Here is a 22,563-nt window from a genome sequence, read left to right as displayed (position 1 = left end):
GCCGATAGATACAGGTCAGACAATACCTGCATATCAAAAGGCAACGCATGTTCAAACGTATAAAAGTCATTACTCTTCTCATCTCGGTGCTGCTCGTGCTCGGCATCATGCAGCTGATCTCAGCCGGAATTTTCATTAATGCGCTCAATAACGATAAAGAGAACTTCACCGTTTCTCAGCTTTCCAGCCAGAACGTCGCGGAGTTGACCGACGCCTGGATCAGCCTTAACCAGGCGCGCGTTACCCTCAACCGCGGCATGCTGCGTCTGCAAAGCAGCATGGCATCTCAGATTAACGGCGGGCAGCTGAACGAGCTGGTCAATACCGCGAAAAACCTGCTGGCCGATGCCCAGACCCATTACGATAAATACTACGCGCTGCCGGAAACGCCGGGCATGGACGAGCACCTGGCCGACAGGCTTGAAGAGCAGTATCGCATCTACTCCGCCACGCTGACGCAGATGAACGTTCTGCTGGGTCAGGGCAACCTGGAAGAGATGTTCAAACAAAATGCCGAACACAAGCAGACCGCGATGCAAAAGGTCTATCGCGAATGGCGTGAGGCGCAGGCCGCGCTCACCGACAAAGGCATCAAGGACAATGAAAGCGACTACAAGCGAATTCTGTGGATCCTTTCTGCGGTCATGCTGCTGGTGGTAGCCGTCATTATCTCCAGCTGGATTGCCATGCGCCGCGTGCTGCTGCTGCCGCTGGAAGAGGTGATCAACCACATCCGCGCCATTGCGGCAGGCGATTTAACCCAGCCGATTCACGCTGAGGGTAAAAACGAAATGGCGATCCTGGCGCGTAACGTTCAGGAGATGCAAACCGCGCTGGCGAATACGGTGGGCGTGGTGCGCGAAGGCGCAGATACAATCTACACCGGCGCGGGTGAAATCTCGGCGGGCAGTAACGATCTCTCGTCCCGTACCGAGCAGCAGGCCGCCTCCCTGGAAGAGACGGCAGCCAGCATGGAGCAGCTAACCGCTACCGTGAAGCAAAACGCCGATAACGCGCGTCAGGCGTCGCGTCTGGCGCTGGATGCCTCTTCCACCGCGAAGAAGGGCGGAAACGTGGTCGAGGGCGTGGTGCGTACGATGGATGAAATCGCCACCAGCTCCAGCAAGATTGCGCAGATCACCAACGTGATCGACGGTATCGCCTTCCAGACCAACATTCTGGCGCTGAACGCGGCGGTCGAAGCGGCGCGTGCGGGCGAGCAGGGGCGGGGCTTCGCGGTTGTCGCGGGCGAGGTGCGTACCCTTGCACAGCGCAGCGCGCAGGCGGCGAAAGAGATCAAAGCGCTGATCGATGATTCCGGCGAGCGCGTTAACGCGGGCTCTCAGCTGGTGAATGAAGCGGGGGCGACGATGGCGGAGATCGTCAATGCGGTTACGCGCGTGACGGACATCATGGGCGAGATTGCCTCAGCCTCCGACGAGCAGAGCCGCGGTATCGATCAGGTGGGCCAGGCGGTAGCGGAGATGGATCGCGTTACCCAGCAGAACGCCTCGCTGGTGGAAGAGTCTGCGGCAGCGGCAGCGGCGCTGGAAGATCAGGCCGCGCGCCTGAACGAAGCGGTGGCGGTGTTTAAGATCACCCGCAACCAGGCGGTTAAAGCCGCGCCCGTGAAGGCTTACGCGCCTAAGGCGCAGCCCGTAGCAACGGCGTCTGAAGCGAACTGGGAAACGTTCTGACATTGTGCCGGGTGGCGCTGACGCTTACCCGGCCTACGGTTTTGTAGGCCCTGCAAGCGAAGCGCCGCTGGGCGAAAAGCTCACCCCTCCGACGCCGGAACAACCTTCGGTTTTTCCGGCTTCGCTCTCACCGCAATCACCACCCCAACGACCAGCAGCGCGATCCCACAGGCCGTTAATAGCGGCGGCATGCTCTGGCGCATCAGGAAGGTATAGAGCAGCCCGGCCAGCGTCTCAAAGACAATCAGCGGCCCTAATATCACCGTCGGCAGCTTCTGGCTGGCAATGTTCCAGCACAGCGCGCCCACCCACGAACACAGCACGGCAATCGCAACCATTAACCCGACGAATACCCACGGGCGCGGTCCGAAGGGCAGGGCGAAATCCGGATGCTGGCTACCCAGCCAGACACACGCACCCGCATAGCCCAGCAGCGAGACGGGAAGCGTGACCAGCGCCTGCGCCGTGGCCCACATCATTGGATGCTTATCCGGGTTTTCCCGCAGCCAGCGTGCGTTGCGCAGGGCATACCAGGCCCAGCACACAACTGAAATAACCGCCAGAAAGATCCCTGAACCGTAACGCCACATGCTGAAATTTTCCAGACCATGGCGAAGTTCGGCAATATTCACGCAAGCCAGCCCCACGGCGATGCATACCAGCGCGGGCACCATTTTTGACCACGCCAGTTTGCCGTCACGCTGGCTGTACAGCAGGTTCGCGAAAACAGGAATGACGACCGGCAGCGTGCCGATAATCATGGTGGAAACCGGCGCGCCGGTGCGCTGAATGGCGCTGGCCAGGCAGACGTAGTAGATCAGGTTGCCCATCATCGTCAGCGCCAGCGCGGTGAGCCAGTCCTGGCGACTCAGCTGGCGCAGACGCGCACGCCCCAGCCACGCCAGCGGCACGGCAATCAGCCCCAGCGCCAGATAGCGTCCGGTCGACTGCAATATCGCCGGGTACTCCGGCACTATCAGCGGGCCGACGAAAATCAGTCCCCACATCAACCCTGCAAGCAGGGCATACAACACGCCGCTAATCATCTTTCCGTCCACAGTAATACATGTTGTAGCCAGTGTAGGAGGCACAGATGCGTGCGTATTGTATGAGGTTGCGCATTAGCGCGGCGAAACCTGCTTCTGGTAACGCACGGGCGTAATGCCGTAGCGGCGGGTAAAGGCGCGGGTCAGGTGAGACTGATCGGTCAGCCCCGTAGCGGCGGCGACTTCGGCGGCAGGCATGCCGTGAGTGAGAAACGCCTTTGCGCGCCACAGGCGAATCGCCATCAGCATCTGGTGTGGCGTAACGTGGAAATGGGCTTTGAACTGGCGCTGGAAATGGTACGGACTGAGCGAAACGACGCTCGCCAGCTCGTCCAGGGTGAGCGCGCGCATATAGTTGTCGTGCAGATAGTCGCGAACGCGCTCGAAGCGGTGCGCGCCCTCCCGGGCTACCGGCGCATGACGGGCCAGCGGCTGGAACGTCTCAATCAGATCCAGCAGCAATCCTTTCTGCGCCAGCGGATCGTCCGTGTGCCACAGGCCATAAATCAACTGGCCTATCTGTTGCGAGCGCACCGGATCGTGACGCGTGACGTCGCTAAACCACCAGTGGCGCAGGCCGGTGACTTCTTCCAGCAGGTCGGGTTCGATATAGACCATCCGGTAGCGCCAGCCGCCTTCGGTGGCGGATTCGCCGGTGTGGATCTCGTCCGGGTTCATGGTCACGACGGATTTTTCCGCGGCAAGATGCTGGGTACCGCGATAGCGGAAGCGTTCGGCGCCGGTTTCAATGGTGCCGATGCCAAACGCTTCGTGAGTGTGCGGCTCGAAGGCGTAGTCAGAGATATGGGCGTGATAAAGCTCCAGACCCGGCAGCTGCGCCAGATGGCGAAAGCGCGCACTGTCTCTCTCATCAGTAAACTGTTCCGGTACGCCTTGCACGGTGAGCCTCCTCGTGGGTCATCGCCTCATTATCAGAGATGACCCGAAGGGATGCCACCAAAAATAACCAATTCTTAACAATTACAGAATCGCTTTGATGCTCTCCGCCAGCGGCGTGGTCGGGCGGCCGATCAGTTTGCTCAGGGTACGGCTGTCGTCAAACAGGCCGCCCTTGGACGCGCCGGTATCGGAATCCGCCAGCATATCCGCCAGCCCGGCAGGCAGGCCTGCGCCCTTCAGCGCGGCGGCGAAATCCGCTTCGCTCAGGTTCTGATACGCCACCGGCTTGCCGCTCAGTCTGCTCAGCTCCGCCGTCAGTTCGCTCAGCGTCCAGGCACTGTCGCCCGCCAGTTCATACACCTTGCCGGCATGACCCTCTTCGGAAACCACTTTCGCTGCCGCCGCCGCGTAATCCGCACGGGTTGCCGAGGCAATTTTGCCTTCACCTGCGGCACCAATAAATACGCCGTGCTCCAGGGCAGGCGGCACGCTCGCAAGATAGTTTTCGGTATACCAGCCGTTGCGCAGCAGGGTATAAGGTACGCCGGATTCAGCCAGCGCTTTCTCGGTTTCTACGTGTTCAACGTGCAGACCCAGCGGGGAGGTATCTGCATGCAGCAGGCTGGTGTAGGCGATAAGTTTCACTCCGGCGGCTTTGGCGGCGTTAATCACGTTCTGATGCTGTGCGGCGCGCTGACCCACTTCGCTGGAGGAGATAAGCAGCAGCTTATCCACGCCGTTCAGGGCGGTAGTGAACGCGGCCTGGTCGGTATAGTCCGCCTGACGTACCACCATTCCCCGCTGGCTTAAGGCGTCGGCTTTTGCCGGGTTACGCACAATAGCCACGATCTGGCTGGCCGGAACGGTTTTCAGCAGTTCTTGAATAACGAGTTGGCCAAGCTGGCCGGTTGCGCCGGTAATCGCGATCATGATGAATCTCCTTCGTGTTTGTCTGGTGTTATGGCACACTATCACCATCACTAACTTTTAGTAAGTACGTACAAAAAGGTAAGTATGAAAACAACGGTACCGACGCTCAGTGAGCAAATGCGCGATGGCAACCTCTTTGCGGAACAGTGTCCGTCAAGGGAGGTGCTCAAACACGTTACCAGCCGCTGGGGCGTGCTGATCCTGGTGGCATTGCGTCAGGGCACGCATCGCTTCAGCGACCTGCGCCGCAAGATGGGCGGCGTCAGCGAGAAAATGCTGGCCCAGTCGCTCCAGGCGCTGGAGCAGGACGGGTTTGTTAACCGCGTTTCTTATCCGGTTGTGCCGCCGCACGTGGAGTATAGTCTGACCCCGATGGGTATCGAGGTCAGCGAGAAAGTCGCCGCGCTGGCGGACTGGATTGAGGTGAATACGCCGCAGGTGATGGCGAATCGGGATGAGCGTGCGGCGTAAAAGCCGGGAGGCGCGCAAACCCAGAGCCCGTAGGCCGGGTAAGGCGAAGCCGCCACCAGGCAATTACACTACTTGCTCAAATCCACCTGATAAATCGCGAACCCGATATCATCCGTCGCGACCTTTTTCATCGGATACTGCGCGTTATCCCTGATAAACGCGGCGGCTTTATCGGACGGCGATGTCTCAAAGCGAATATCCAGCGTCGTGTCGCTGTGGATTGGCGCCAGACGCCAGTTGTTGTCCACCGCCGGATGAATTTCACCCGCCTTTTTCGTCTCTGCGCTAATCCACGCCGCCAGCACCGAGCGGTTCTCGTCCGGCGAGGCAAAGGCGATGTGGCTGTCACCCGTACCGGCAAACTTATCGCCGTAGGCACGGTAGTTGTTGGTCACCACCAGGAAGGTGGCATTCGGGTCAATTGCCTTGCCGTTGAAGGTCAGGTTTTTAATGCGCTCCGCCTGCGGATTAATGGCCTGGCATTCGCCGTCATATTTCGCGGGCTGGGTAACATCAATCTGATACTTCACGCCGTCGATCACGTCGAAGTTGTAGGTGCGAAAACCGTCCCAGTTAATCAGCGACTGCGGCTTGCTGCTGTGCGGATCGATCTGATTGAACTGCCCGGCAGAGCACTCCAGCCACTCCTTCACCTCTTTTCCCGTGGCTTTCACCACCACGAGGGTGTTGGGATAGAGGTAGAGATCCGCGGCATTACGGAAGGTCAGCTGGCCTTTTTCCACCTCAACGTAGCTGGCCGGATCGTTCTTACGTCCGCCCACTTTGAATGGCGCCGCGGCAGACAGTACCGGCAGATTGGCCAGATCCGGATCGCCCTGAATATAGTCCTCGACGTAGGCTTTCTGGGCCATGTTGACTACCTGCACGGTCGGATCGTCCTGTACCAGCGCCAGGAAGCTATACATGTTGTCGGCGGATTTACCGATCGGCTTGCTGACAAATTCACGCGTGGCGTCGTGATCGTGCTTCAGGACGTCGACCAGCGCTTTGTCTTCATTCGCGAGTGATTTTTTGGCCACCGCGTCGTAGATCGGGCGCGCTTCCGCCTTCGACTGGGTGACTTTCCAGCTTCCGCTGTCGTTGTTCAACACCAGATCCACCACCCCGAGGTGATCGCCCCACATCCCCGGCATCACCGCTGGCACGCCGTTGAGCGTGCCTTTTTCAATATCTGCGCCTTTGATGCTGGCGAAGTCTTTACCCGGGAAGACGGCGTGGGCGTGGCCGAACAGGATCGCATCGACGCCCGGTACCTGGCTGAGGTAATACACCGAGTTCTCAGCCATCGCCCGATACGGATCTGCCGACAGGCCTGAGTGGGCCACCACCACCACCACGTCCGCGCCTTTCGCACGCATTTCCGGCACGTATTTGCGCGCCGTTTCGGTAATGTCGTTGACGGTCACTTTCCCGTCGAGGTTGGCTTTATCCCACGTCATGATTTGCGGCGGTACAAAGCCGATATAACCGATTTTCAGCGTCTGTTTTTTACCGTCCTTATCGACCACCTCGGTCTCTTTAATCACGTAAGGGGTAAAAAGCGGCTTCTCCGTCTTAACGTCGATGATATTGGCGTTAACGTACGGGAAATTTGCGCCTGCCAGCGCGTCGTGCAGGTATTTCAGACCGTAGTTAAATTCGTGATTGCCGAGGTTGCCGACGGCATAGTCCAGCGTATTCATTGCCTTATAAACAGGATGGATCTCGCCTTTCTTCAGCCCCTTCGCCGCCATATAGTCGCCGAGCGGGCTGCCCTGAATGAGATCGCCGTTGTCCACCAGCACGCTGTTTTTTACTTCACCGCGGGCGGCGTTGATTAAACTTGCCGTACGTACCAGTCCGAATTTTTCGACAGGCGTATCTTTGTAGTAATCGAAGTCCATCATGTTGCCGTGCAGATCGGTCGTTTCCAGAATACGGAGATCCACCGTCGCTGCCTGAACGCTGGCCGCAATCAGCGTTGCCAGGAGCGTTGCGCTAAACTTAATCATCTGAGGAGTCCTTTTTTCGATCCAAGCCACAAAAGAATATGTATGTAGTATTTGTTGCTTACAGAAGTGTGAATGCTGCCAGAAAAAAGAGCGCTGAAACCAGAATTGCTTCACAGATAGCGGAATTGTTCACATTACGATATAACTAAAACAATAAGTTATGCCCACTGCGTTAACGAAGAGGTGGAGAATGTTAGATAAAATTTGTCAGCTCGCACGGGATGCGGGTGATGCCATTATGCAAGTGTACGACGGTGCAAAACCGATGGACGTTGTCAGCAAAGCGGACGACTCTCCGGTGACGGCGGCGGATATCGCGGCGCATGCGGTGATCCTGAAAGGCTTGCAGGCCCTGACGCCGGATATTCCGGTCCTTTCTGAAGAAGCGCCCCAGAGCTGGGACGAACGTCAGCACTGGCAACGTTACTGGCTGGTCGATCCGCTGGACGGCACGAAAGAGTTTATCAAGCGTAACGGTGAGTTCACCGTCAACATCGCCCTGATTGAAAAAGGAAAGGCGGTGCTCGGCGTGGTCTACGCCCCGGTGATGAAGGTGATGTACAGCGCGGCGGAAGGCAAAGCCTGGAAGGAAGAGTGCGGCGTACGTAAGCAGATCCAGGTGCGCGATGCCCGTCCTCCGCTTGTGGTGATCAGCCGCTCGCACAGCGACAGCGAGCTGGAAGAGTACCTGCAACAGCTGGGCGAACACCAGACGACGTCGATCGGATCGTCGCTGAAGTTCTGCCTGGTGGCAGAAGGGCAGGCGCAGCTGTATCCCCGTTTTGGGCCGACGAACGTCTGGGATACCGCAGCAGGCCACGCCGTTGCCGCAGCGGCGGGCGCGCATGTGCATGACTGGCAGGGTAAGCCGCTGGACTATACCCCGCGCGAGTCATTCCTGAACCCGGGCTTCCGGGTGTCACTCTACTGATCCAGCAGCTTGTGCAGCAGGGCAACCACCTGCTGCACCTCATCCTGCGTCAGCGCCCCGTCTTTAACCCACTGCACGCGGCCCGCTTTATCCAGCACGATAATCGCTGAGCTCTCCTCTTCCAGCCGCCACGCCTTACGCGTCACGCCGTTGCTGTCGACAATAAACTGCGACCAAGGATAGAGCTTCTTATTGCTCTCAAGGCTTGAGCGCACAAACATCCCGGAGCCGGGAATCGCATCGTCGGTATTCACGATGGTGGTGGTCTGGTAGCGATCGTGCGGGAGTTTTGCGGTCTTGATCGCCTCCACAAGGGTCGCGTTTTTCTCTTTTGCGGATGTACGTCCGGCAATATGTTGTACAACTCTCACTTTGCCCGCGAGCTGCGCGCTATTCCAGGCTTTATAGCTAAACTTATCATTGTCGAGAATCAATTCTCCCCGGTCAGCAATACCGACCGGCGGAACACGTTCTCCTTTTTCAATGTTGTGTGCGGAAGCCATCAGCGGCAGCAACAGGCAAGCTGCTGTCAGGAGGTTACGTAGGGTCATGGTGTTTCCTTATTGTGAGCAGGTGATCCGACCACTTGGTCATGCGCTTTTAATCATAAGTGCGATCAATGGGCTTTTCCCGCAATCCCGATGCCAGTTTGCGGGCGAACGCACATATCCACGCAAAAACGACGGCATATACTGCTCTGCATCACGCTTTGCAAAGATTATTCTGAATAATTGTAATCAAACGGTAAATAAACTTATGCACACTGGGTAAGTACGAGGTTCTGGTCTATAGTCATTGGGCATCAAAATTTGCGCTCAGGACAGTCGGGCCGATTGTGGCACCGCAAGGGCGTATGATTCGCAGGAGATACAAGAATGAAAATTTTCCAACGCTACAACCCGCTTCAGGTGGCGAAGTACGTGAAGATCCTGTTCCGTGGACGGTTGTATATCAAGGATGTTGGCGCTTTTGAGTTCGATAAGGGCAAAATACTTATCCCAAAAGTGAAGGACAAACAGCACTTGTCTGTGATGTCCGAAGTCAACCGTCAGGTTATGCGTCTGCAAACTGAGATGGCTTAACCAACGTGCTATGCAGTAGTAGTTAAAAAAGACGGCTCCCGATGGGAGCCGTTGATGTTTGTAGCCGTAGTTTCACATATATTCATTTACTAGATATTTCACGCAATCCTTCTGTGATACGGATAAATTTCACTCTCTTCATTAAGTTAATCTAAATTTACTTTTCAGTGTGTAACTGTTGATACAGGACAATAAAGTATTAACTGTTTATTGGTCTTTTCTCGTTACGCAGGAACAATGGTCATCTCACTTTGAAAAGGAGTTTAATGATGGCTATTCCTGCTTATTTATGGCTGAAGGATGATGGTGGTGCGTTAATTAAGGGGGAAGTAGATGTTCAAGGCAGAGAGTCGAGTATAGAGGTTAATGGTTTTTCACATAACGTATCAATTCCTACTGATCCATTGACAGGGAAAATTACAGGAACAAGGAAACATTCAAGCATCATTTTTTTGAAAGAGTTTGATTCCTCGTCTCCCTATCTATTTAAGGCCGTTTGTACAGGCCAGAAATTGATAAGCGCAGAGTTTAAATGGTATCGTATCAATGATGCTGGGCAAGAAGTTGAATATAACAATATGCTTTTGGAGAACGTTACTATTGTTGGGGTTTCACCAATAATGCATGATACAAAAGATGTATTAAAGGAGAAGCATAATCATCTTGAATGTGTAGAAGTACGTTATGAAAAAATTACATGGAAACATTGTGACGGGAACCTGCTTTTTTCAGATAGCTGGAATGAAAGGGGTAAACAATGAGATATCCGGTAAGTGCAGTTAATCCTCATCCTCCCTATGATATATCTTCCTTCTCCCCCCTGGGAGTATCTGTTGTCAGCAACATGATGATAGCTCGTTTTCACCGTGGTCCATCAGCGTTAACATATCTTTGGTTTTACAAGCAGGTTCGAGGGCATGGTCCCTGGGATTATAAAAATCAATTAGGCAGACAATACGAAAATTTCGGCAACTTTCATTATGGAGCGGTGGGTATTGCTGCTGGTATAAAGCCTGAGATATTGCTACGAGGTGCAGGTATCGCTCAAATTCTGGCGGGAACGAGTTCTTCTGATTTTGAGAACTATCAAGGGCCAGATCCTCATGGCGATGATCCTACAGATCAAACATGGATTAGAGCGGGGATAGACTATGCTCAGCGTGCAGGCTTCTAGGAAAAAATGTATTTATATATTACTCATAATCCTGATTTCTTCCTATGCCATATGGCGTACTTTAAATGAATTTCTCTATATTGAGCAAGAAATTATTTACAAAGAAAGTATCGGAAAGGTTTCCGTATTGTATATTACAAAAAGCAATGCGGGAGCTACGACTTCAAATGTATACAAATACTATTTAGCGTCGTCAAAAATTTCTGGCGAAACTTTTTTAGGCGAGGTCAAGAACGGGTATGCTCCATTTCTGATAACTACAGATCCTGATGCAAAGGTAGAGACTGAAGAAAACGCTATATATATCAAAGTCAGCGGTAAAATTTATTATTTTAGTAATCTATCTTACTCAACTCTTATCTATTTGAATTCATCACCTTTTTAAAAGTTGGAGTGAATCTCAGAGGGTAAAAGAAAGGGCAGCGCAACGCTGCCCTTCATAAATTACGCCGACACCTTCTCTTCCGCATCTGGCAGCTTCGGCACCAGCACGGTCGGTTTACTATCAATGCGCGTTACCAGCAGCTGGTCGATGCGGTAGTTATCAATATCCACCACTTCAAACTTGAAGCCGGAGAACTTCACCGAGTCGGTACGTTTCGGAATCTTACGCAGCATAAACATCATAAAGCCGCCGATGGTCTCGTAGTTTCCGGACTGCGGGAACTCGTCGATATCCAGCACGCGCATCACGTCCTCAATCGGCGTACCGCCGTCAATCAGCCATGAGTTCTCGTCACGCTGCACAATTTGCTCTTCCAGCCCCTGGCCGACCAGGTCGCCCATCAGCGTCGTCATGACGTCGTTGAGGGTGATAATGCCCACCACCAGCGCATATTCGTTCATGATCACCGCGAAATCTTCACCCGCAGTTTTGAAGCTTTCCAGCGCTTCGGAGAGCGTCAGGGTGTCCGGCACAATCAGGGTATTGCGGATCTGTACGCCGCTGTTCAGCGCCAGGCTCTGGTTTGCCAGCACGCGGTTCAGCAGGTCTTTGGAGTCCACATAGCCGATGATATGGTCGATATCTTCGTTACAGACCAGGAATTTGGAGTGCGGATGCTGCGCCACTTTGGTCTTCAGGCTCTGCTCATCTTCATGCAGATCGAACCAGATGATGTTCTCACGGCCGGTCATGGAAGAGGGAACGGTACGGGATTCCAGTTCGAAAACGTTCTCAATCAGCTCGTGTTCCTGCTTGCGCAGCACGCCTGCCAGCGCCCCGGCTTCAACCACGGCGTAAATATCATCGGATGTGATGTCGTCTTTACGCACCATCGGCAGCTTGAAGATGCGGAAAATGACGTTCGCCAGGCCGTTAAAGAACCACACCAGCGGGCGGAAGACGTACAGACAGAAGCGCATCGGGTTGATGATACGCAAAGCCACAGCTTCTGGCGCAATCATACCGATGCGTTTCGGGGTCAGGTCCGCGAATAGAATGAACAAACCGGTGACCAGCGAGAAGGAGAGGATGAAGCTCAACTGCTCGGCCAGCTCTACGGACATGTACTTTACAAAGAGGCTATAAAACGCCGGAGAAAACGCTGCATCGCCCACGATACCGCCAAGAATGGCGACCGCGTTCAGGCCAATCTGCACCACGGTAAAGAACATGCCGGGATTTTCCTGCATTTTCAAAATGCGTGATGCGTTGATGTTGCCCTCGTCGGCAAGCAGCTTCAGTTTGATTTTACGGGAGGCAGCCAGCGAGATCTCCGATATCGAGAAAAATGCACTGACGGCAATAAGACAAAGTATTACTAAAATACTGTTTAACATAGTTTATCCGGCTTCTCGCCAGATCCTCAGAAGGGGAGTTGATACCATTCGTGTGAAGACACATTGAAGTCAGCTCGTAGCGTTGAGCCGATTATTTCAGCGGTAGTATAGCGTAAAGGCGTGTAAATCTGCCAGAGGTCACGTTTTCGACAAATAAGGTGGGCCTGCGGCGGGGAGTGTGGTTGAGTTATGCGCCACGCGGCTCGCGTGGCGCTAGTGCAGTAATCAGGCGTGCTGTGGAGGCAGGCAAACGCCGATGCCGCCAATCCCGCAGTAGCCGTACGGATTTTTATGCAGATACTGCTGGTGATCGTCTTCGGCATAGTAGAACGGTTTCGCGGTAGCGATTTCGGTCGTCACCTGGCGTTTATCGCCAGCGGCCTGCATCGCTTCCTGGAAACGCGTCAGGCTGGCGTGGGCCGCAGCCTCCTGCTCTGGGGTGAGCGGATAAATAGCCGAACGGTATTGGGTGCCGTGATCGTTACCCTGACGCATGCCCTGCGCCGGATCATGGTTTTCCCAGAACACCTGGAGCAGCTGTTCATAGCTGATAACGCTCGGGTCATACACCACACGGACCGCCTCGGCATGCCCGGTTTCGCCGGAACAGACTTCGCGGTAGGTTGGGTTAGGCGTATACCCTCCGGTATAGCCCGCAGCGGTACTGTAAACGCCCGGCAGCTGCCAGAACAGGCGCTCTACGCCCCAGAAGCAGCCCATGGCAAACAGGGCGATCTCCATTCCATCAGGAACATTTGTCATTGAATGGTTGTTTACGGCGTGTAATGTCGCCACTGGCATAGGGGTGTTGCGTCCCGGTAACGCATCGGCTTGTGATACCAGATGCTTTTTATCGAATAAACTCACGGTGGGGCCTCCCGGGTAGCGTTGTTTCGGTTAAGGTTGTCACGAAGCGTTTAATTGAACACAATAAATGCGATGAATGAGTCTAGATTTAATCATAAGAAATATTTGGGTGTTGCACCCTTTTTCAACCCGTAATTTGGGTTTTTGGCCAGCAGGCCGTATTTTGCCGCGGAGCGGCACTGCATTTGCTTCCAGGGTGGAAACAGGGATATTCAGGAGAAAACGTGACAAAGATCCGCCAGTTATGTTTAGTCAGTTTAATGCTGACAAGCGGGATTGCCAGCGCGGCGAATGTCCGTTTGCAGGTTGAGGGGTTATCCGGGGCGCTGGAAAAAAACGTGCGTGCGCAGCTTTCCACCATCCAGAGCGATGAAGTGACGCCGGATCGGCGTTTTCGCGCGCGCGTGGATGACGCCATTCGCGAAGGCTTAAAGGCGTTGGGTTACTATGAACCCACCATCGATTTCGACTTACGCCCGCCGCCGGCGAAGGGGCGTCAGGTATTGATTGCCCGCGTTTCGCCGGGCGAACCCGTTCTGATTGGCGGCACGAACGTGGTGCTGCGCGGCGGTGCGCGCACGGATCGGGACTACCTGGATCTACTCAGCAACCGCCCGAAAGTGGGCACCGTGCTCAATCACGGGGATTACGATCGCTTTAAAAAGTCGTTGACCAACGTTTCCCTGCGTAAAGGCTATTTCGACAGCAAATTCAACAAAAGCCAGCTGGGCGTTGCGCTTGAGCGACGTCAGGCATTCTGGGATATCGACTACGACAGCGGCGAACGGTATCGGTTTGGCGATGTAACCTTCGAAGGATCGCAGATCCGTGATGAGTATCTGCAAAACCTGGTGCCGTTCAAAAAGGGCGACTACTACCAGTCCAGCGACCTCGGCGAGCTGAACCGTCGTTTGTCCGCTACCGGCTGGTTTAACTCCGTGGTGGTGGCGCCTGAATTTGAAAAATCCCGTAAAACGAAGGTATTACCGCTGCATGGCGTAGTCTCTCCGCGCACCGAGAATACCATTGAGACCGGTGTCGGCTACTCCACGGACGTCGGCCCGCGCGTGAAGGCCTCGTGGAGAAAACCGTGGATGAACTCCTACGGCCACAGCCTGACCACCAGCGTCAGCCTCTCTGCGCCTGAACAGCAGCTGGACTTCAGCTACAAAATGCCGCTCCTGAAAAACCCGCTTGAGCAATATTACCTGGTGCAGGGCGGCTTTAAGCGTACCGATTTGAACGATACCGAGCAGGACTCGACAACGCTTGCGGTCTCACGCTTCTGGGATCTCTCCAGCGGCTGGCAGCGCGCCATTAACCTGCGCTGGAGCCTCGATCACTTTACCCAGGCCAACGTCACCAACACCACCATGCTGCTTTATCCGGGCGTGATGATCAGCCGCACCCGCTCGCGCGGCGGCCTGATGCCGACCTGGGGCGATTCCCAGCGCTACTCCATCGATTATTCCAACACCGCCTGGGGATCCGACGTGGACTTCTCCGTCTTTCAGGCGCAAAACGTCTGGATCCGCACGCTGTATGACAAACACCGCTTTGTGATGCGCGGCAATCTCGGCTGGATTGAGACGGGTGATTTCGAGCGCGTTCCGCCGGACCTGCGCTTCTTCGCCGGGGGCGACCGCAGTATTCGCGGGTATAAGTACAAATCGATCTCACCTGAAAACGAAAAAGGCCAGCTGACCGGGGCCTCTAAGCTGGCGACCGGCTCGCTGGAGTACCAGTACAACGTCAGCGGCAAATGGTGGGGCGCCATGTTTGTCGACAGCGGTGAAGCGGTAAACGACATCCGCCGTAGCGATTTCAAAACCGGCGCGGGCGTAGGCGTGCGCTGGCAGTCACCGGTCGGGCCGATCAAGCTCGATTTCGCCGTTCCGGTGGGTGACAAAGAAGAACACGGTTTACAGTTTTACATCGGTCTGGGGCCTGAATTATGAGTTTATGGAAGAAGATAAGCCTCGGAGTGCTGATTTTTATCGTATTGCTGCTTGGCACGGTGGCGTTTCTGGTGGGCACCACCACGGGCCTGCATCTGCTGTTTAACGCCGCGAACCGCTGGGTGCCGGGGCTGGAAATCGGCCAGGTGACGGGCGGCTGGCGCGATCTGCGCCTGAAAAATATCCGTTATGAACAGCCCGGCGTGGCGGTGAACGCGGGCGAGTTTCATCTGGCGGTGAAGCTGGGCTGCCTGCGGGACAGCAGGCTGTGCGTAAACGATCTGTCGTTAAAAGACGTAAACGTGGCGATAGATTCCAAAAAAATGCCGAAGTCTGAGCCCGTCGAGGAAGAGGATAGCGGCCCGCTTAACCTCTCCACGCCGTACCCGATTGCGCTCTACCGGGTTGCGCTGGATAACGTCAACATCAAAATCGACGATACGACGGTATCGGTGATGGATTTCACCTCCGGTCTGCGCTGGCAGGAGAAAAACCTCACCCTGACCCCAACCTCCCTGCAAGGGCTGCTGATTGCGCTGCCGAAGGTGGCCGACGTGGCGCAGGAAGAGATTGTCGAGCCGAAGATCCAGAACCCGCCGCCGGAAGAAAAACCGCTGGGTGAAACGCTGAAAGATCTCTTCTCGAAACCGGTGCTGCCGGAGATGACCGACGTGCATCTGCCGCTGAACCTTAATATCGAAGAGTTTAAGGGCGAGCAGCTGCGTCTGACGGGTGATACCGATCTGACGGTCTACAACATGCTGCTTAAAGTCAGCAGCATCGACGGCAACATGAAGCTCGACGCGCTGGATATCGACTCCAGTCAGGGCTCGGTGAACGCCTCAGGCAACGCGCAGCTGCGCGACAACTGGCCGGTAGATATTACGCTGAACAGCGCCCTGAACATCGATCCGCTGAAGGGCGAAAAGGTGAAGGTGAAGGTCGGCGGTGCGCTGCGCGAGAAGCTTGAGTTCGGCGTGAACCTGTCCGGCCCGGTGGATATGGTGCTGCGTGGGCAAACCCAGCTGGCAGAGGCCGGTTTACCGCTCAACCTTGAGATTGTCAGCAAGCAGCTTTACTGGCCATTCACCGGCGAAAGGCAGTTCCAGGCCGACGATCTGAAGCTGAAGCTGAGTGGCAAAATGACCGACTACACGCTGTCGTTCCGCACGGCAGTGAAGGGGCAGGGGGTACCGCCCGCCGATATCACCCTGGATGCGAAGGGTAACGAGTTGCAGGTAAACCTCGACAAGCTGACCGTGGCAGCCCTGGAAGGAAAAACCGAGCTGACCGCGCTGCTCGACTGGCAGCAGGCGATCAGCTGGCGCGGCGAGCTGAAGCTGACCGGGATCAACACCGCCAAAGAGGTACCGGACTGGCCGTCTAAACTCGACGGCCTGATCAAAACCCGCGGCAGCCTTTACGGCGGCACCTGGCAGATGGACGTGCCGGAAATCAAGCTGACCGGCAACGTGAAGCAGAACAAAGTCAACGTAGAGGGCTCGGTTAAGGGCAACAGCTATCTCCAGTGGGTGATCCCGGGCCTGCACGTGGCGCTGGGCCGCAACACGGCGGATATCAAAGGCGAGCTGGGGGTGAAAGACCTCGATCTGGATGCCACCATCGACGCGCCAAACCTTGATAACGCCCTGCCGGGCCTTGGCGGTACGGCGAAAGGGTTAGTGAAGGTTCGCGGTACGGTGGAAGCGCCGCAGCTGCTGGCGGACATTACCGCTAACAACCTGCGCTGGCAGGAACTCTCCATTGCCCGCGTGCGCGTCGACGGGGACGTGAAATCTACCGATCAGATCGGCGGTAGCCTCGACCTACGCGTGGAGCGTATTTCTCAGCCGGACGTGAACATCAGCCTGGTGACGCTGGCGGCGAAAGGTAACGAGAAGCAGCACGATCTCCAGCTGCGCGTGCAGGGCGAGCCGGTCTCCGGGCAGCTGCACCTGACCGGCAGCTTTGACCGCAACGCGACGCGCTGGAAAGGGCAGCTGGACAACACCCGCTTCAGCACGCCGGTTGGCCCGCTGGTGCTGTCCCGATCCATCGCACTGGACTACCGCAACGCAGAGCAGAAAATCAGCATTGGGCCGCACTGCTGGACCAACCCGAACGCCGAGCTGTGCGTGCCGCAGACCATTGATGCGGGCGCGGAAGGACGCGCGCAGATCAACCTCAACCGTTTTGACCTGGCCATGCTGAAACCGTTTATGCCGGAAACCACCCAGGCGAGCGGGGTCTTTAGCGGTAAAGCGGACGTCGCGTGGGACACTACCAAAGAGGGCCTGCCGCAGGGCAGCGTGAGTCTCTCCGGGCGTAACGTGAAGGTCACGCAGGAGGTCAATGACGCGCCGCTGCCGGTGGCGTTCGACACCCTGAATCTGAATGCCGACCTGCGTAACAACCGCGCGGAGCTGGGGTGGCTTATTCGTCTGACCAACAACGGTCAGCTTGACGGACAGGTGCAAATTACCGATCCGCAAGGGCGGCGCAACCTCGGCGGCAACGTCAATATTCGCAACTTCAACCTGGCGATGGTGAATCCGATTTTCTCGCGGGGTGAAAAAGCGGCGGGTATGCTCAGCGCCAACCTGCGCCTGGCGGGAGATGCGCAAAGCCCGCAGCTGTTTGGCCAGATGCGGCTAAGCGGCGTGGACATCGACGGTAACTTTATGCCGTTCGATATGCAGCCAAGCCAGCTTGCGATGAACTTTAACGGCCAAAGCTCAACCCTCAGTGGTTCAGTGCTGACGCAGCAGGGACAAATCAACCTGAGCGGCGATGCAGACTGGAGCCAGCTTGATAACTGGCGCGCCCGTATTGCGGCCAAAGGCAGCAGGGTGCGTATCACGGTACCGCCGATGGTGCGGCTGGACGTATCGCCAGACGTGGTCTTTGAGGCCACGCCAAGCCTCTTCACGCTGGACGGCCGCGTCGACGTCCCGTGGGCGCGCATCGTGGTTCACGAGGTGCCGGAAAGCGCGGTTGGCGTCTCCAGTGATGAAGTTATGCTCAATGAAAATCTGAAACCTGTTGAACAGAAGAGCGCTGGCATACCGATCAATAGTAATCTTATCGTGCACGTGGGGAATAACGTGCGTTTGGACGCGTTTGGGCTGAAGGCGAGACTCACGGGTGACCTGAAAGTGGCGCAGGATCAGCAGGGGCTGGGCCTGAATGGACAAATCAATATTCCTGAAGGGCGCTTCCATGCCTACGGTCAGGATTTGATTGTGCGTAAAGGTGAGCTGCTGTTCTCCGGTCCACCGGATCAGCCGGTCCTGAATATCGAAGCGATCCGTAACCCGGAAGCCACCGAAGATGATGTGATTGCGGGCGTGCGCGTGACGGGCTCCGCCGACGAACCTAAGGCAGAGATCTTCTCTGACCCGGCCATGTCGCAACAGGAAGCGCTCTCTTACCTGCTGCGCGGACAGGGTCTGGATAGCCAGCAGGGCGATGGTGCGGCAATGACGTCAATGTTAGTCGGTCTGGGGGTTGCACAAAGTGGTCAGGTTGTGGGTAAAATCGGCGAGACGTTTGGCGTAAGCAATCTGGCGCTGGACACTCAGGGCGTGGGTGACTCTTCGCAGGTAGTGGTCAGCGGCTATGTACTGCCGGGTCTACAGGTAAAATATGGCGTGGGGATCTTTGACTCACTGGCTACACTCACGTTACGTTACCGCCTGATGCCTAAGCTATATCTGGAAGCAGTGTCCGGCGTAGACCAGGCACTTGATCTGCTCTATCAGTTTGAGTTTTAGCAATGCGAATATTTGTTTACGGCAGTTTACGAACCAAGCAAGGCAACAGCCACTGGATGACCAACGCCCAGTTGCTGGGAAATTACACAATCGAAAACTATCAGCTGTACAGTCTGGGCCACTATCCAGGCGCGGTTCCGGGGAACGGAACGGTACAGGGTGAGGTTTATCGTATTGATAATGCTACGCTGGCCGAACTTGATGCCTTGCGCACCAGGGGCGGTGAATACGCTCGCCAGTTGATCCAGACGCCTTACGGCAGTGCATGGATGTACGTGTACCAACGTTCGGTCGACGGGTTAACGCTGATTGAAAGCGGTAACTGGTTAGACAGAGACCAGTTATGAAAAACGACAACGCCACCGTAAGGTGGCGTTGTTTTTTGTGGCTGTAATATCAATGAGTTGAACTGTGCAGCGTAGGCCCGTGCAAGCGTAGCGCCGCCGGGCGATACTTCCCAATCGCACGGGTTGCCAGGATCGAAAGGCACAAAAAAGCCCCGACGCGCGGGGCTTAGTATCAGCAGTAAGAATTACTTCTTAGCTGCACGTTCGAAAGAGGCGATGATTTCTGCTTTCGCCGCTTCTGCGTTATCCCAGCCTTCAACTTTAACCCATTTGCCTTTTTCGAGATCTTTGTAGTGCTCGAAGAAGTGGGCGATCTGCGCTTTCAGCAGCTCTGGCAGGTCGTTCACATCTTTAATGTGATCGTATTCTTTGCTCAGCTTGGTGTGCGGTACGGCAACCAGTTTCGCATCTTCACCCGCTTCGTCGGTCATTTTCAGCACGCCAACAGGACGGCAGCGAATGACGGAGCCTGGCTGCAATGGGTATGGCGTTGGGACCAGTACGTCAACCGGGTCACCGTCCAGAGACAGGGTGTGGTTGATGTAGCCGTAGTTGCACGGATAGAACATGGCGGTAGACATGAAACGGTCAACGAACAGCGCGCCGGTGTCTTTGTCGATTTCGTATTTGATTGGATCTGCGTTGGCCGGGATTTCGATAACCACGTAGATGTCTTCTGGCAGTTCTTTACCCGCAGGGACGTTGAGTAAGCTCATGTCGGTGTCCTTCAAAATGGATGGTAAACAAGTGGCAAGTATTATAGCCAACTGGCGCTGAAAGTCTTCGCCTGTTTTCGTCTTATCTCCCCCGCGCCTTCACTTTTCAGACCGTTTCCATGACAGGATAATCCATAAACTCAGCCGCATTTTAAATGTGGAAATGAAAGCGATTACAAACTTGTGATTAACGTTTTATTCACTTTTCTGAAGTGTGACGTAACGCAATCCGTAACATATTCCATTGGCTATAGTTCATCCGCAGAACATCTTTTAACCAACAATAACCTACCCTACGAGGACGTTCATATGTGGAAGCGCTTACTTCTTGTTACAGCAGTTTCGGCAGCCATGTCGTCTATGGCGATGGCCGCACCGTTAACCGTTGGATTTTCGCAGGTCGGATCTGAATCCGGCTGGCGCGCCGCTGAAACGAACGTGGCGAAAAGTGAGGCTGAAAAGCGCGGTATTACGCTGAAAATCGCCGATGGTCAGCAAAAGCAAGAGAACCAGATTAAAGCGGTACGCTCATTTATCGCCCAGGGCGTAGATGCCATCTTTATCGCCCCGGTTGTCGCGACGGGCTGGGAGCCGGTGCTGAAGGAAGCCAAAGATGCTGAAATTCCTGTCTTCCTGCTCGACCGTTCCATCGACGTAAAAGACAAATCTCTCTATATGACCACCGTCACCGCCGATAACGTGCTGGAAGGCAAACTGATTGGTGACTGGCTGGTGAAGCAGGTGGATGGCAAGCAGTGTAACGTGGTTGAGTTGCAGGGAACGGTTGGTGCGAGCGTCGCGATCGACCGCAAGAAAGGGTTCGCGCAGGCCATCGCCAGCGCGCCAAACATTAAGATCGTCCGTTCTCAGTCCGGCGACTTCACCCGCAGCAAGGGTAAAGAGGTCATGGAAAGCTTCATCAAGGCAGAAAATAACGGCAAAAATATCTGCATGGTTTACGCCCATAACGACGACATGGCGATCGGCGCCATTCAGGCCATCAAAGAAGCGGGCCTGAAGCCGGGCAAAGATATCCTTACCGGCTCGATCGACGGCGTGCCGGACATCTACAAAGCGATGATTGACGGCGAAGCGAACGCCAGCGTTGAGCTGACGCCAAACATGGCGGGCCCGGCATTCGATGCGCTGGAGAAATTCAAGAAAGACGGCACGGTGCCTGAAAAAGTGACGGTCACCAAATCCACGCTCTACCTGCCGGACACGGCGAAAGAAGAATTAGAGAAGAAGAAAAATATGGGCTACTGATCAGTGACATTGCCGGGTGGCGCTGCGCTTACCCGCCCTACGATACGCTCATTTGTAGGCCGGATAAGCGTAGCGTCATCCGGCTTAATGCAGGGGGAAATCATGACCACCGAACAACACCAGGAAATCCTCCGCACCGAGGGCCTGAGTAAATTTTTCCCAGGCGTTAAGGCGCTGGATAACGTTGATTTCAGCCTGCGGCGTGGGGAGATCATGGCGTTGCTCGGCGAAAACGGCGCGGGGAAGTCGACGCTGATTAAAACCCTGACGGGGGTATATCACGCCGATCGCGGCGCTATCTGGCTGGAAGGTAATGCGATTTCGCCAAAGAATACCGCGCATGCACAGCAGCTGGGGATCGGCACGGTCTACCAGGAAGTGAACCTGCTGCCGAACATGTCGGTTGCGGACAACCTGTTTATAGGCCGCGAGCCCAGACGTTTTGGCCTGCTGCGCCGCAAAGAGATGGAAGCGCGCGCCACGAAGCTGATGGAGTCTTATGGTTTCTCTCTCGACGTGCGCGAACCGCTGAACCGCTTTTCCGTGGCGATGCAGCAGATCGTCGCGATCTGTCGCGCTATCGATCTCTCGGCGAAAGTGCTGATCCTCGATGAACCCACCGCCAGCCTCGATACCCAGGAAGTGGAGATGCTTTTTACCCTGATGCGCCAGCTGCGCGATCAGGGCGTGAGCCTGATCTTTGTTACGCACTTTCTCGATCAGGTTTACGAAGTAAGCGACCGCATCACTGTGCTGCGCAACGGCGGCTTTGTCGGCTGCCGGGAAACCCGCGAGCTGCCGCAGATTGAGCTGGTCAAAATGATGCTGGGCCGCGAGCTGGAGACCAACGCACTCCAGCGCGCGGGCCGCACGCTGCTGAGCGAAAAACCGATCGCCGCCTTTCACGACTACGGCAAAAAAGGAACCATCGCGCCGTTTAACCTGGAGGTGCGCCCCGGCGAAATTGTGGGTCTGGCGGGTCTGTTAGGCTCCGGACGCACCGAAACCGCCGAAGTGATCTTCGGGATCAGGCCCGCCGACAGCGGAACGGCGCTGATCAAAGGCAAGCCGCAAACGCTACGTTCACCGCATCAGGCGTCGTGCCTCGGGGTGGGCTTCTGCCCGGAAGACAGGAAAACGGACGGAATTATTGCCGCCGCCTCGGTGCGGGAAAACATCATTCTGGCGCTACAGGCCCAGCGCGGCTGGCTGCGTCCGATCCCGCGTAAAGAGCAAAACGCCATTGCCGAGCGCTTTATCCGCCAGCTCGGTATACGTACCCCGAGCGCCGAACAGCCCATTGAGTTTCTCTCCGGCGGCAACCAGCAGAAGGTGCTGCTCTCTCGCTGGCTGCTGACCAAACCGCAGTTCCTGATCCTCGACGAGCCCACGCGCGGCATCGACGTGGGCGCGCACGCCGAAATCATCCGGCTTATCGAAACGCTGTGTGCCGACGGTCTGGCGCTGCTGGTGATCTCGTCTGAGCTGGAGGAGCTGGTTGGCTATGCCGATCGCGTCATCATCATGCGCGATCGCAGGCAGGTGGCTGAGATCCCGCTGGATAAGCTGTCCGTTCCGGCGATCATGAATGCCATCGCGGTGTAAGGAGTC

The 22,563-nt window shown here is 55.7% G+C and carries 20 protein-coding genes; 12 read left to right on the top strand and 8 right to left on the bottom strand.

The annotated features are described in order from the left end of the window. Positions 1-47: 47 nt before the first annotated feature. Complete coding sequence (locus tag IM300_RS13620) at positions 48-1,697, top strand: methyl-accepting chemotaxis protein (RefSeq protein WP_063450907.1); 1,650 nt, start codon at positions 48-50, stop codon at positions 1,695-1,697. A gap of 80 nt (positions 1,698-1,777) precedes the next feature. On the opposite strand, the gene IM300_RS13615 is transcribed toward IM300_RS13620, so the two are convergent. The 3 genes from IM300_RS13615 to IM300_RS13605 form a co-directional block, all read right to left on the bottom strand. Then, on the bottom strand, positions 1,778-2,743 hold the full coding sequence (locus IM300_RS13615) for a DMT family transporter (RefSeq protein WP_193036951.1): 966 nt from the start codon (positions 2,741-2,743) through the stop codon (positions 1,778-1,780). Between the two features lie 75 nt (positions 2,744-2,818). Then, positions 2,819-3,643, bottom strand: a complete 825-nt coding sequence (locus tag IM300_RS13610) for an AraC family transcriptional regulator (RefSeq protein WP_193036949.1) — start codon at positions 3,641-3,643, stop codon at positions 2,819-2,821. Between the two features lie 81 nt (positions 3,644-3,724). Beyond that, positions 3,725-4,573 carry an SDR family oxidoreductase gene (locus IM300_RS13605; protein WP_193036947.1) on the bottom strand — a complete coding sequence of 283 codons (849 nt, stop codon included), beginning with the start codon at positions 4,571-4,573 and terminating at the stop codon, positions 3,725-3,727. 84 nt (positions 4,574-4,657) lie between these two features. On the opposite strand from IM300_RS13605, the gene IM300_RS13600 reads away from it, so the two are divergent. Then, the gene (locus IM300_RS13600) at positions 4,658-5,044 is read left to right on the top strand and encodes a helix-turn-helix domain-containing protein (RefSeq protein ID WP_063867172.1); all 387 of its coding nucleotides are present in this window, start codon (positions 4,658-4,660) and stop codon (positions 5,042-5,044) included. A gap of 68 nt (positions 5,045-5,112) precedes the next feature. Here IM300_RS13600 and IM300_RS13595 read toward each other — a convergent pair whose 3' ends face one another. After that, positions 5,113-7,056, bottom strand: coding sequence for a bifunctional 2',3'-cyclic-nucleotide 2'-phosphodiesterase/3'-nucleotidase (locus tag IM300_RS13595; protein ID WP_193036945.1), 1,944 nt, complete (start codon positions 7,054-7,056; stop codon positions 5,113-5,115). 190 nt (positions 7,057-7,246) lie between these two features. On the opposite strand from IM300_RS13595, the gene cysQ reads away from it, so the two are divergent. Next, the gene (gene cysQ, locus IM300_RS13590; protein WP_015572488.1) at positions 7,247-7,987 is read left to right on the top strand and encodes a 3'(2'),5'-bisphosphate nucleotidase CysQ; all 741 of its coding nucleotides are present in this window, start codon (positions 7,247-7,249) and stop codon (positions 7,985-7,987) included. Here the strand turns inward: cysQ and IM300_RS13585 are convergent. Beyond that, positions 7,981-8,538, bottom strand: a complete 558-nt coding sequence (locus tag IM300_RS13585) for a YtfJ family protein (RefSeq protein ID WP_193036943.1) — start codon at positions 8,536-8,538, stop codon at positions 7,981-7,983. The genes cysQ and IM300_RS13585 overlap by 7 nt on opposite strands. A 324-nt stretch (positions 8,539-8,862) precedes the next feature. Between IM300_RS13585 and IM300_RS13580 the strand changes: the two genes are divergently transcribed. The 4 genes from IM300_RS13580 (at position 8,863) to IM300_RS13565 (ending at position 10,628) form a co-directional block, all read left to right on the top strand. Continuing rightward, positions 8,863-9,069: a DUF1107 domain-containing protein gene (locus IM300_RS13580; RefSeq protein ID WP_003856054.1), complete on the top strand. Its 207-nt coding sequence runs from the start codon at positions 8,863-8,865 to the stop codon at positions 9,067-9,069. 269 nt (positions 9,070-9,338) lie between these two features. Further along, the gene (locus tag IM300_RS13575) at positions 9,339-9,830 is read left to right on the top strand and encodes an Hcp family type VI secretion system effector (protein ID WP_193037011.1); all 492 of its coding nucleotides are present in this window, start codon (positions 9,339-9,341) and stop codon (positions 9,828-9,830) included. Next, complete coding sequence (locus IM300_RS13570; RefSeq protein WP_193036941.1) at positions 9,827-10,243, top strand: polymorphic toxin type 44 domain-containing protein; 417 nt, start codon at positions 9,827-9,829, stop codon at positions 10,241-10,243. Before IM300_RS13575 ends, IM300_RS13570 begins: the two co-directional genes overlap by 4 nt. Beyond that, the gene (locus IM300_RS13565) at positions 10,221-10,628 is read left to right on the top strand and encodes a hypothetical protein (protein ID WP_193037015.1); all 408 of its coding nucleotides are present in this window, start codon (positions 10,221-10,223) and stop codon (positions 10,626-10,628) included. Before IM300_RS13570 ends, IM300_RS13565 begins: the two co-directional genes overlap by 23 nt. 59 nt (positions 10,629-10,687) lie before the next feature. Here the strand turns inward: IM300_RS13565 and IM300_RS13560 are convergent, their stop codons facing one another. Together IM300_RS13560 and msrA are read right to left on the bottom strand one after the other, a co-directional pair. Next, positions 10,688-12,025 (bottom strand): hemolysin family protein, encoded by a 1,338-nt coding sequence (locus IM300_RS13560; protein ID WP_006810357.1) that lies wholly within the window; start codon positions 12,023-12,025, stop codon positions 10,688-10,690. A gap of 225 nt (positions 12,026-12,250) precedes the next feature. Then, positions 12,251-12,892, bottom strand: a complete 642-nt coding sequence (gene msrA, locus IM300_RS13555; RefSeq protein WP_063867179.1) for a peptide-methionine (S)-S-oxide reductase MsrA — start codon at positions 12,890-12,892, stop codon at positions 12,251-12,253. Between the two features lie 224 nt (positions 12,893-13,116). On the opposite strand from msrA, the gene tamA reads away from it, so the two are divergent. From tamA to IM300_RS13540, 3 genes are read left to right on the top strand one after another with little or no spacing between them, the layout of a single operon-like run. Beyond that, on the top strand, positions 13,117-14,850 hold the full coding sequence (gene tamA / locus IM300_RS13550; RefSeq protein WP_064910242.1) for an autotransporter assembly complex protein TamA: 1,734 nt from the start codon (positions 13,117-13,119) through the stop codon (positions 14,848-14,850). Then, positions 14,847-18,623, top strand: a complete 3,777-nt coding sequence (gene tamB / locus IM300_RS13545) for an autotransporter assembly complex protein TamB (protein ID WP_193036939.1) — start codon at positions 14,847-14,849, stop codon at positions 18,621-18,623. Before tamA ends, tamB begins: the two co-directional genes overlap by 4 nt. A 2-nt stretch (positions 18,624-18,625) precedes the next feature. Beyond that, the gene (locus IM300_RS13540; RefSeq protein WP_063867186.1) at positions 18,626-18,970 is read left to right on the top strand and encodes a gamma-glutamylcyclotransferase; all 345 of its coding nucleotides are present in this window, start codon (positions 18,626-18,628) and stop codon (positions 18,968-18,970) included. A 185-nt stretch (positions 18,971-19,155) separates the two neighbouring features. On the opposite strand, the gene ppa is transcribed toward IM300_RS13540, so the two are convergent. Next, positions 19,156-19,686, bottom strand: coding sequence for an inorganic diphosphatase (ppa, locus tag IM300_RS13535; RefSeq protein ID WP_006810347.1), 531 nt, complete (start codon positions 19,684-19,686; stop codon positions 19,156-19,158). A gap of 309 nt (positions 19,687-19,995) precedes the next feature. Between ppa and ytfQ the strand changes: the two genes are divergently transcribed. Continuing rightward, positions 19,996-20,952: a galactofuranose ABC transporter substrate-binding protein YtfQ gene (ytfQ, locus tag IM300_RS13530; protein ID WP_193036937.1), complete on the top strand. Its 957-nt coding sequence runs from the start codon at positions 19,996-19,998 to the stop codon at positions 20,950-20,952. Positions 20,953-21,054: 102 nt separating this feature from the next. After that, complete coding sequence (ytfR, locus tag IM300_RS13525) at positions 21,055-22,557, top strand: galactofuranose ABC transporter, ATP-binding protein YtfR (RefSeq protein ID WP_193036935.1); 1,503 nt, start codon at positions 21,055-21,057, stop codon at positions 22,555-22,557. Positions 22,558-22,563: the final 6 nt, after the last annotated feature.

This window comes from Enterobacter cloacae complex sp. I2 (genome assembly GCF_014896205.1).
In the GTDB taxonomy this organism is placed as follows: domain Bacteria; phylum Pseudomonadota; class Gammaproteobacteria; order Enterobacterales; family Enterobacteriaceae; genus Enterobacter; species Enterobacter quasihormaechei.
The sequence above is the reverse complement of the archived record's forward strand: the minus strand, read 5'-3'. Positions and strand labels throughout refer to the sequence as shown.

Bases quoted from the DNA above. Each gene is read 5' to 3' on its own strand.
- ytfR (WP_193036935.1), top strand. From the start codon at position 21,055: ATGACCACCGAACAACACCAGGAAATCCTCCGCACCGAGGGCCTGAGT.
- IM300_RS13565 (WP_193037015.1), top strand. From the start codon at position 10,221: ATGCTCAGCGTGCAGGCTTCTAGGAAAAAATGTATTTATATATTACTC.
- ytfQ (WP_193036937.1), top strand. From the start codon at position 19,996: ATGTGGAAGCGCTTACTTCTTGTTACAGCAGTTTCGGCAGCCATGTCG.
- cysQ (WP_015572488.1), top strand. From the start codon at position 7,247: ATGTTAGATAAAATTTGTCAGCTCGCACGGGATGCGGGTGATGCCATT.
- IM300_RS13605 (WP_193036947.1), bottom strand. From the start codon at position 4,573: ATGATCGCGATTACCGGCGCAACCGGCCAGCTTGGCCAACTCGTTATT.
- IM300_RS13600 (WP_063867172.1), top strand. From the start codon at position 4,658: ATGAAAACAACGGTACCGACGCTCAGTGAGCAAATGCGCGATGGCAAC.
- IM300_RS13560 (WP_006810357.1), bottom strand. From the start codon at position 12,025: ATGTTAAACAGTATTTTAGTAATACTTTGTCTTATTGCCGTCAGTGCA.
- IM300_RS13570 (WP_193036941.1), top strand. From the start codon at position 9,827: ATGAGATATCCGGTAAGTGCAGTTAATCCTCATCCTCCCTATGATATA.
- IM300_RS13575 (WP_193037011.1), top strand. From the start codon at position 9,339: ATGGCTATTCCTGCTTATTTATGGCTGAAGGATGATGGTGGTGCGTTA.
- IM300_RS13620 (WP_063450907.1), top strand. From the start codon at position 48: ATGTTCAAACGTATAAAAGTCATTACTCTTCTCATCTCGGTGCTGCTC.
- IM300_RS13585 (WP_193036943.1), bottom strand. From the start codon at position 8,538: ATGACCCTACGTAACCTCCTGACAGCAGCTTGCCTGTTGCTGCCGCTG.
- IM300_RS13580 (WP_003856054.1), top strand. From the start codon at position 8,863: ATGAAAATTTTCCAACGCTACAACCCGCTTCAGGTGGCGAAGTACGTG.
- IM300_RS13615 (WP_193036951.1), bottom strand. From the start codon at position 2,743: ATGATTAGCGGCGTGTTGTATGCCCTGCTTGCAGGGTTGATGTGGGGA.
- ppa (WP_006810347.1), bottom strand. From the start codon at position 19,686: ATGAGCTTACTCAACGTCCCTGCGGGTAAAGAACTGCCAGAAGACATC.
- IM300_RS13540 (WP_063867186.1), top strand. From the start codon at position 18,626: ATGCGAATATTTGTTTACGGCAGTTTACGAACCAAGCAAGGCAACAGC.
- IM300_RS13595 (WP_193036945.1), bottom strand. From the start codon at position 7,056: ATGATTAAGTTTAGCGCAACGCTCCTGGCAACGCTGATTGCGGCCAGC.
- tamB (WP_193036939.1), top strand. From the start codon at position 14,847: ATGAGTTTATGGAAGAAGATAAGCCTCGGAGTGCTGATTTTTATCGTA.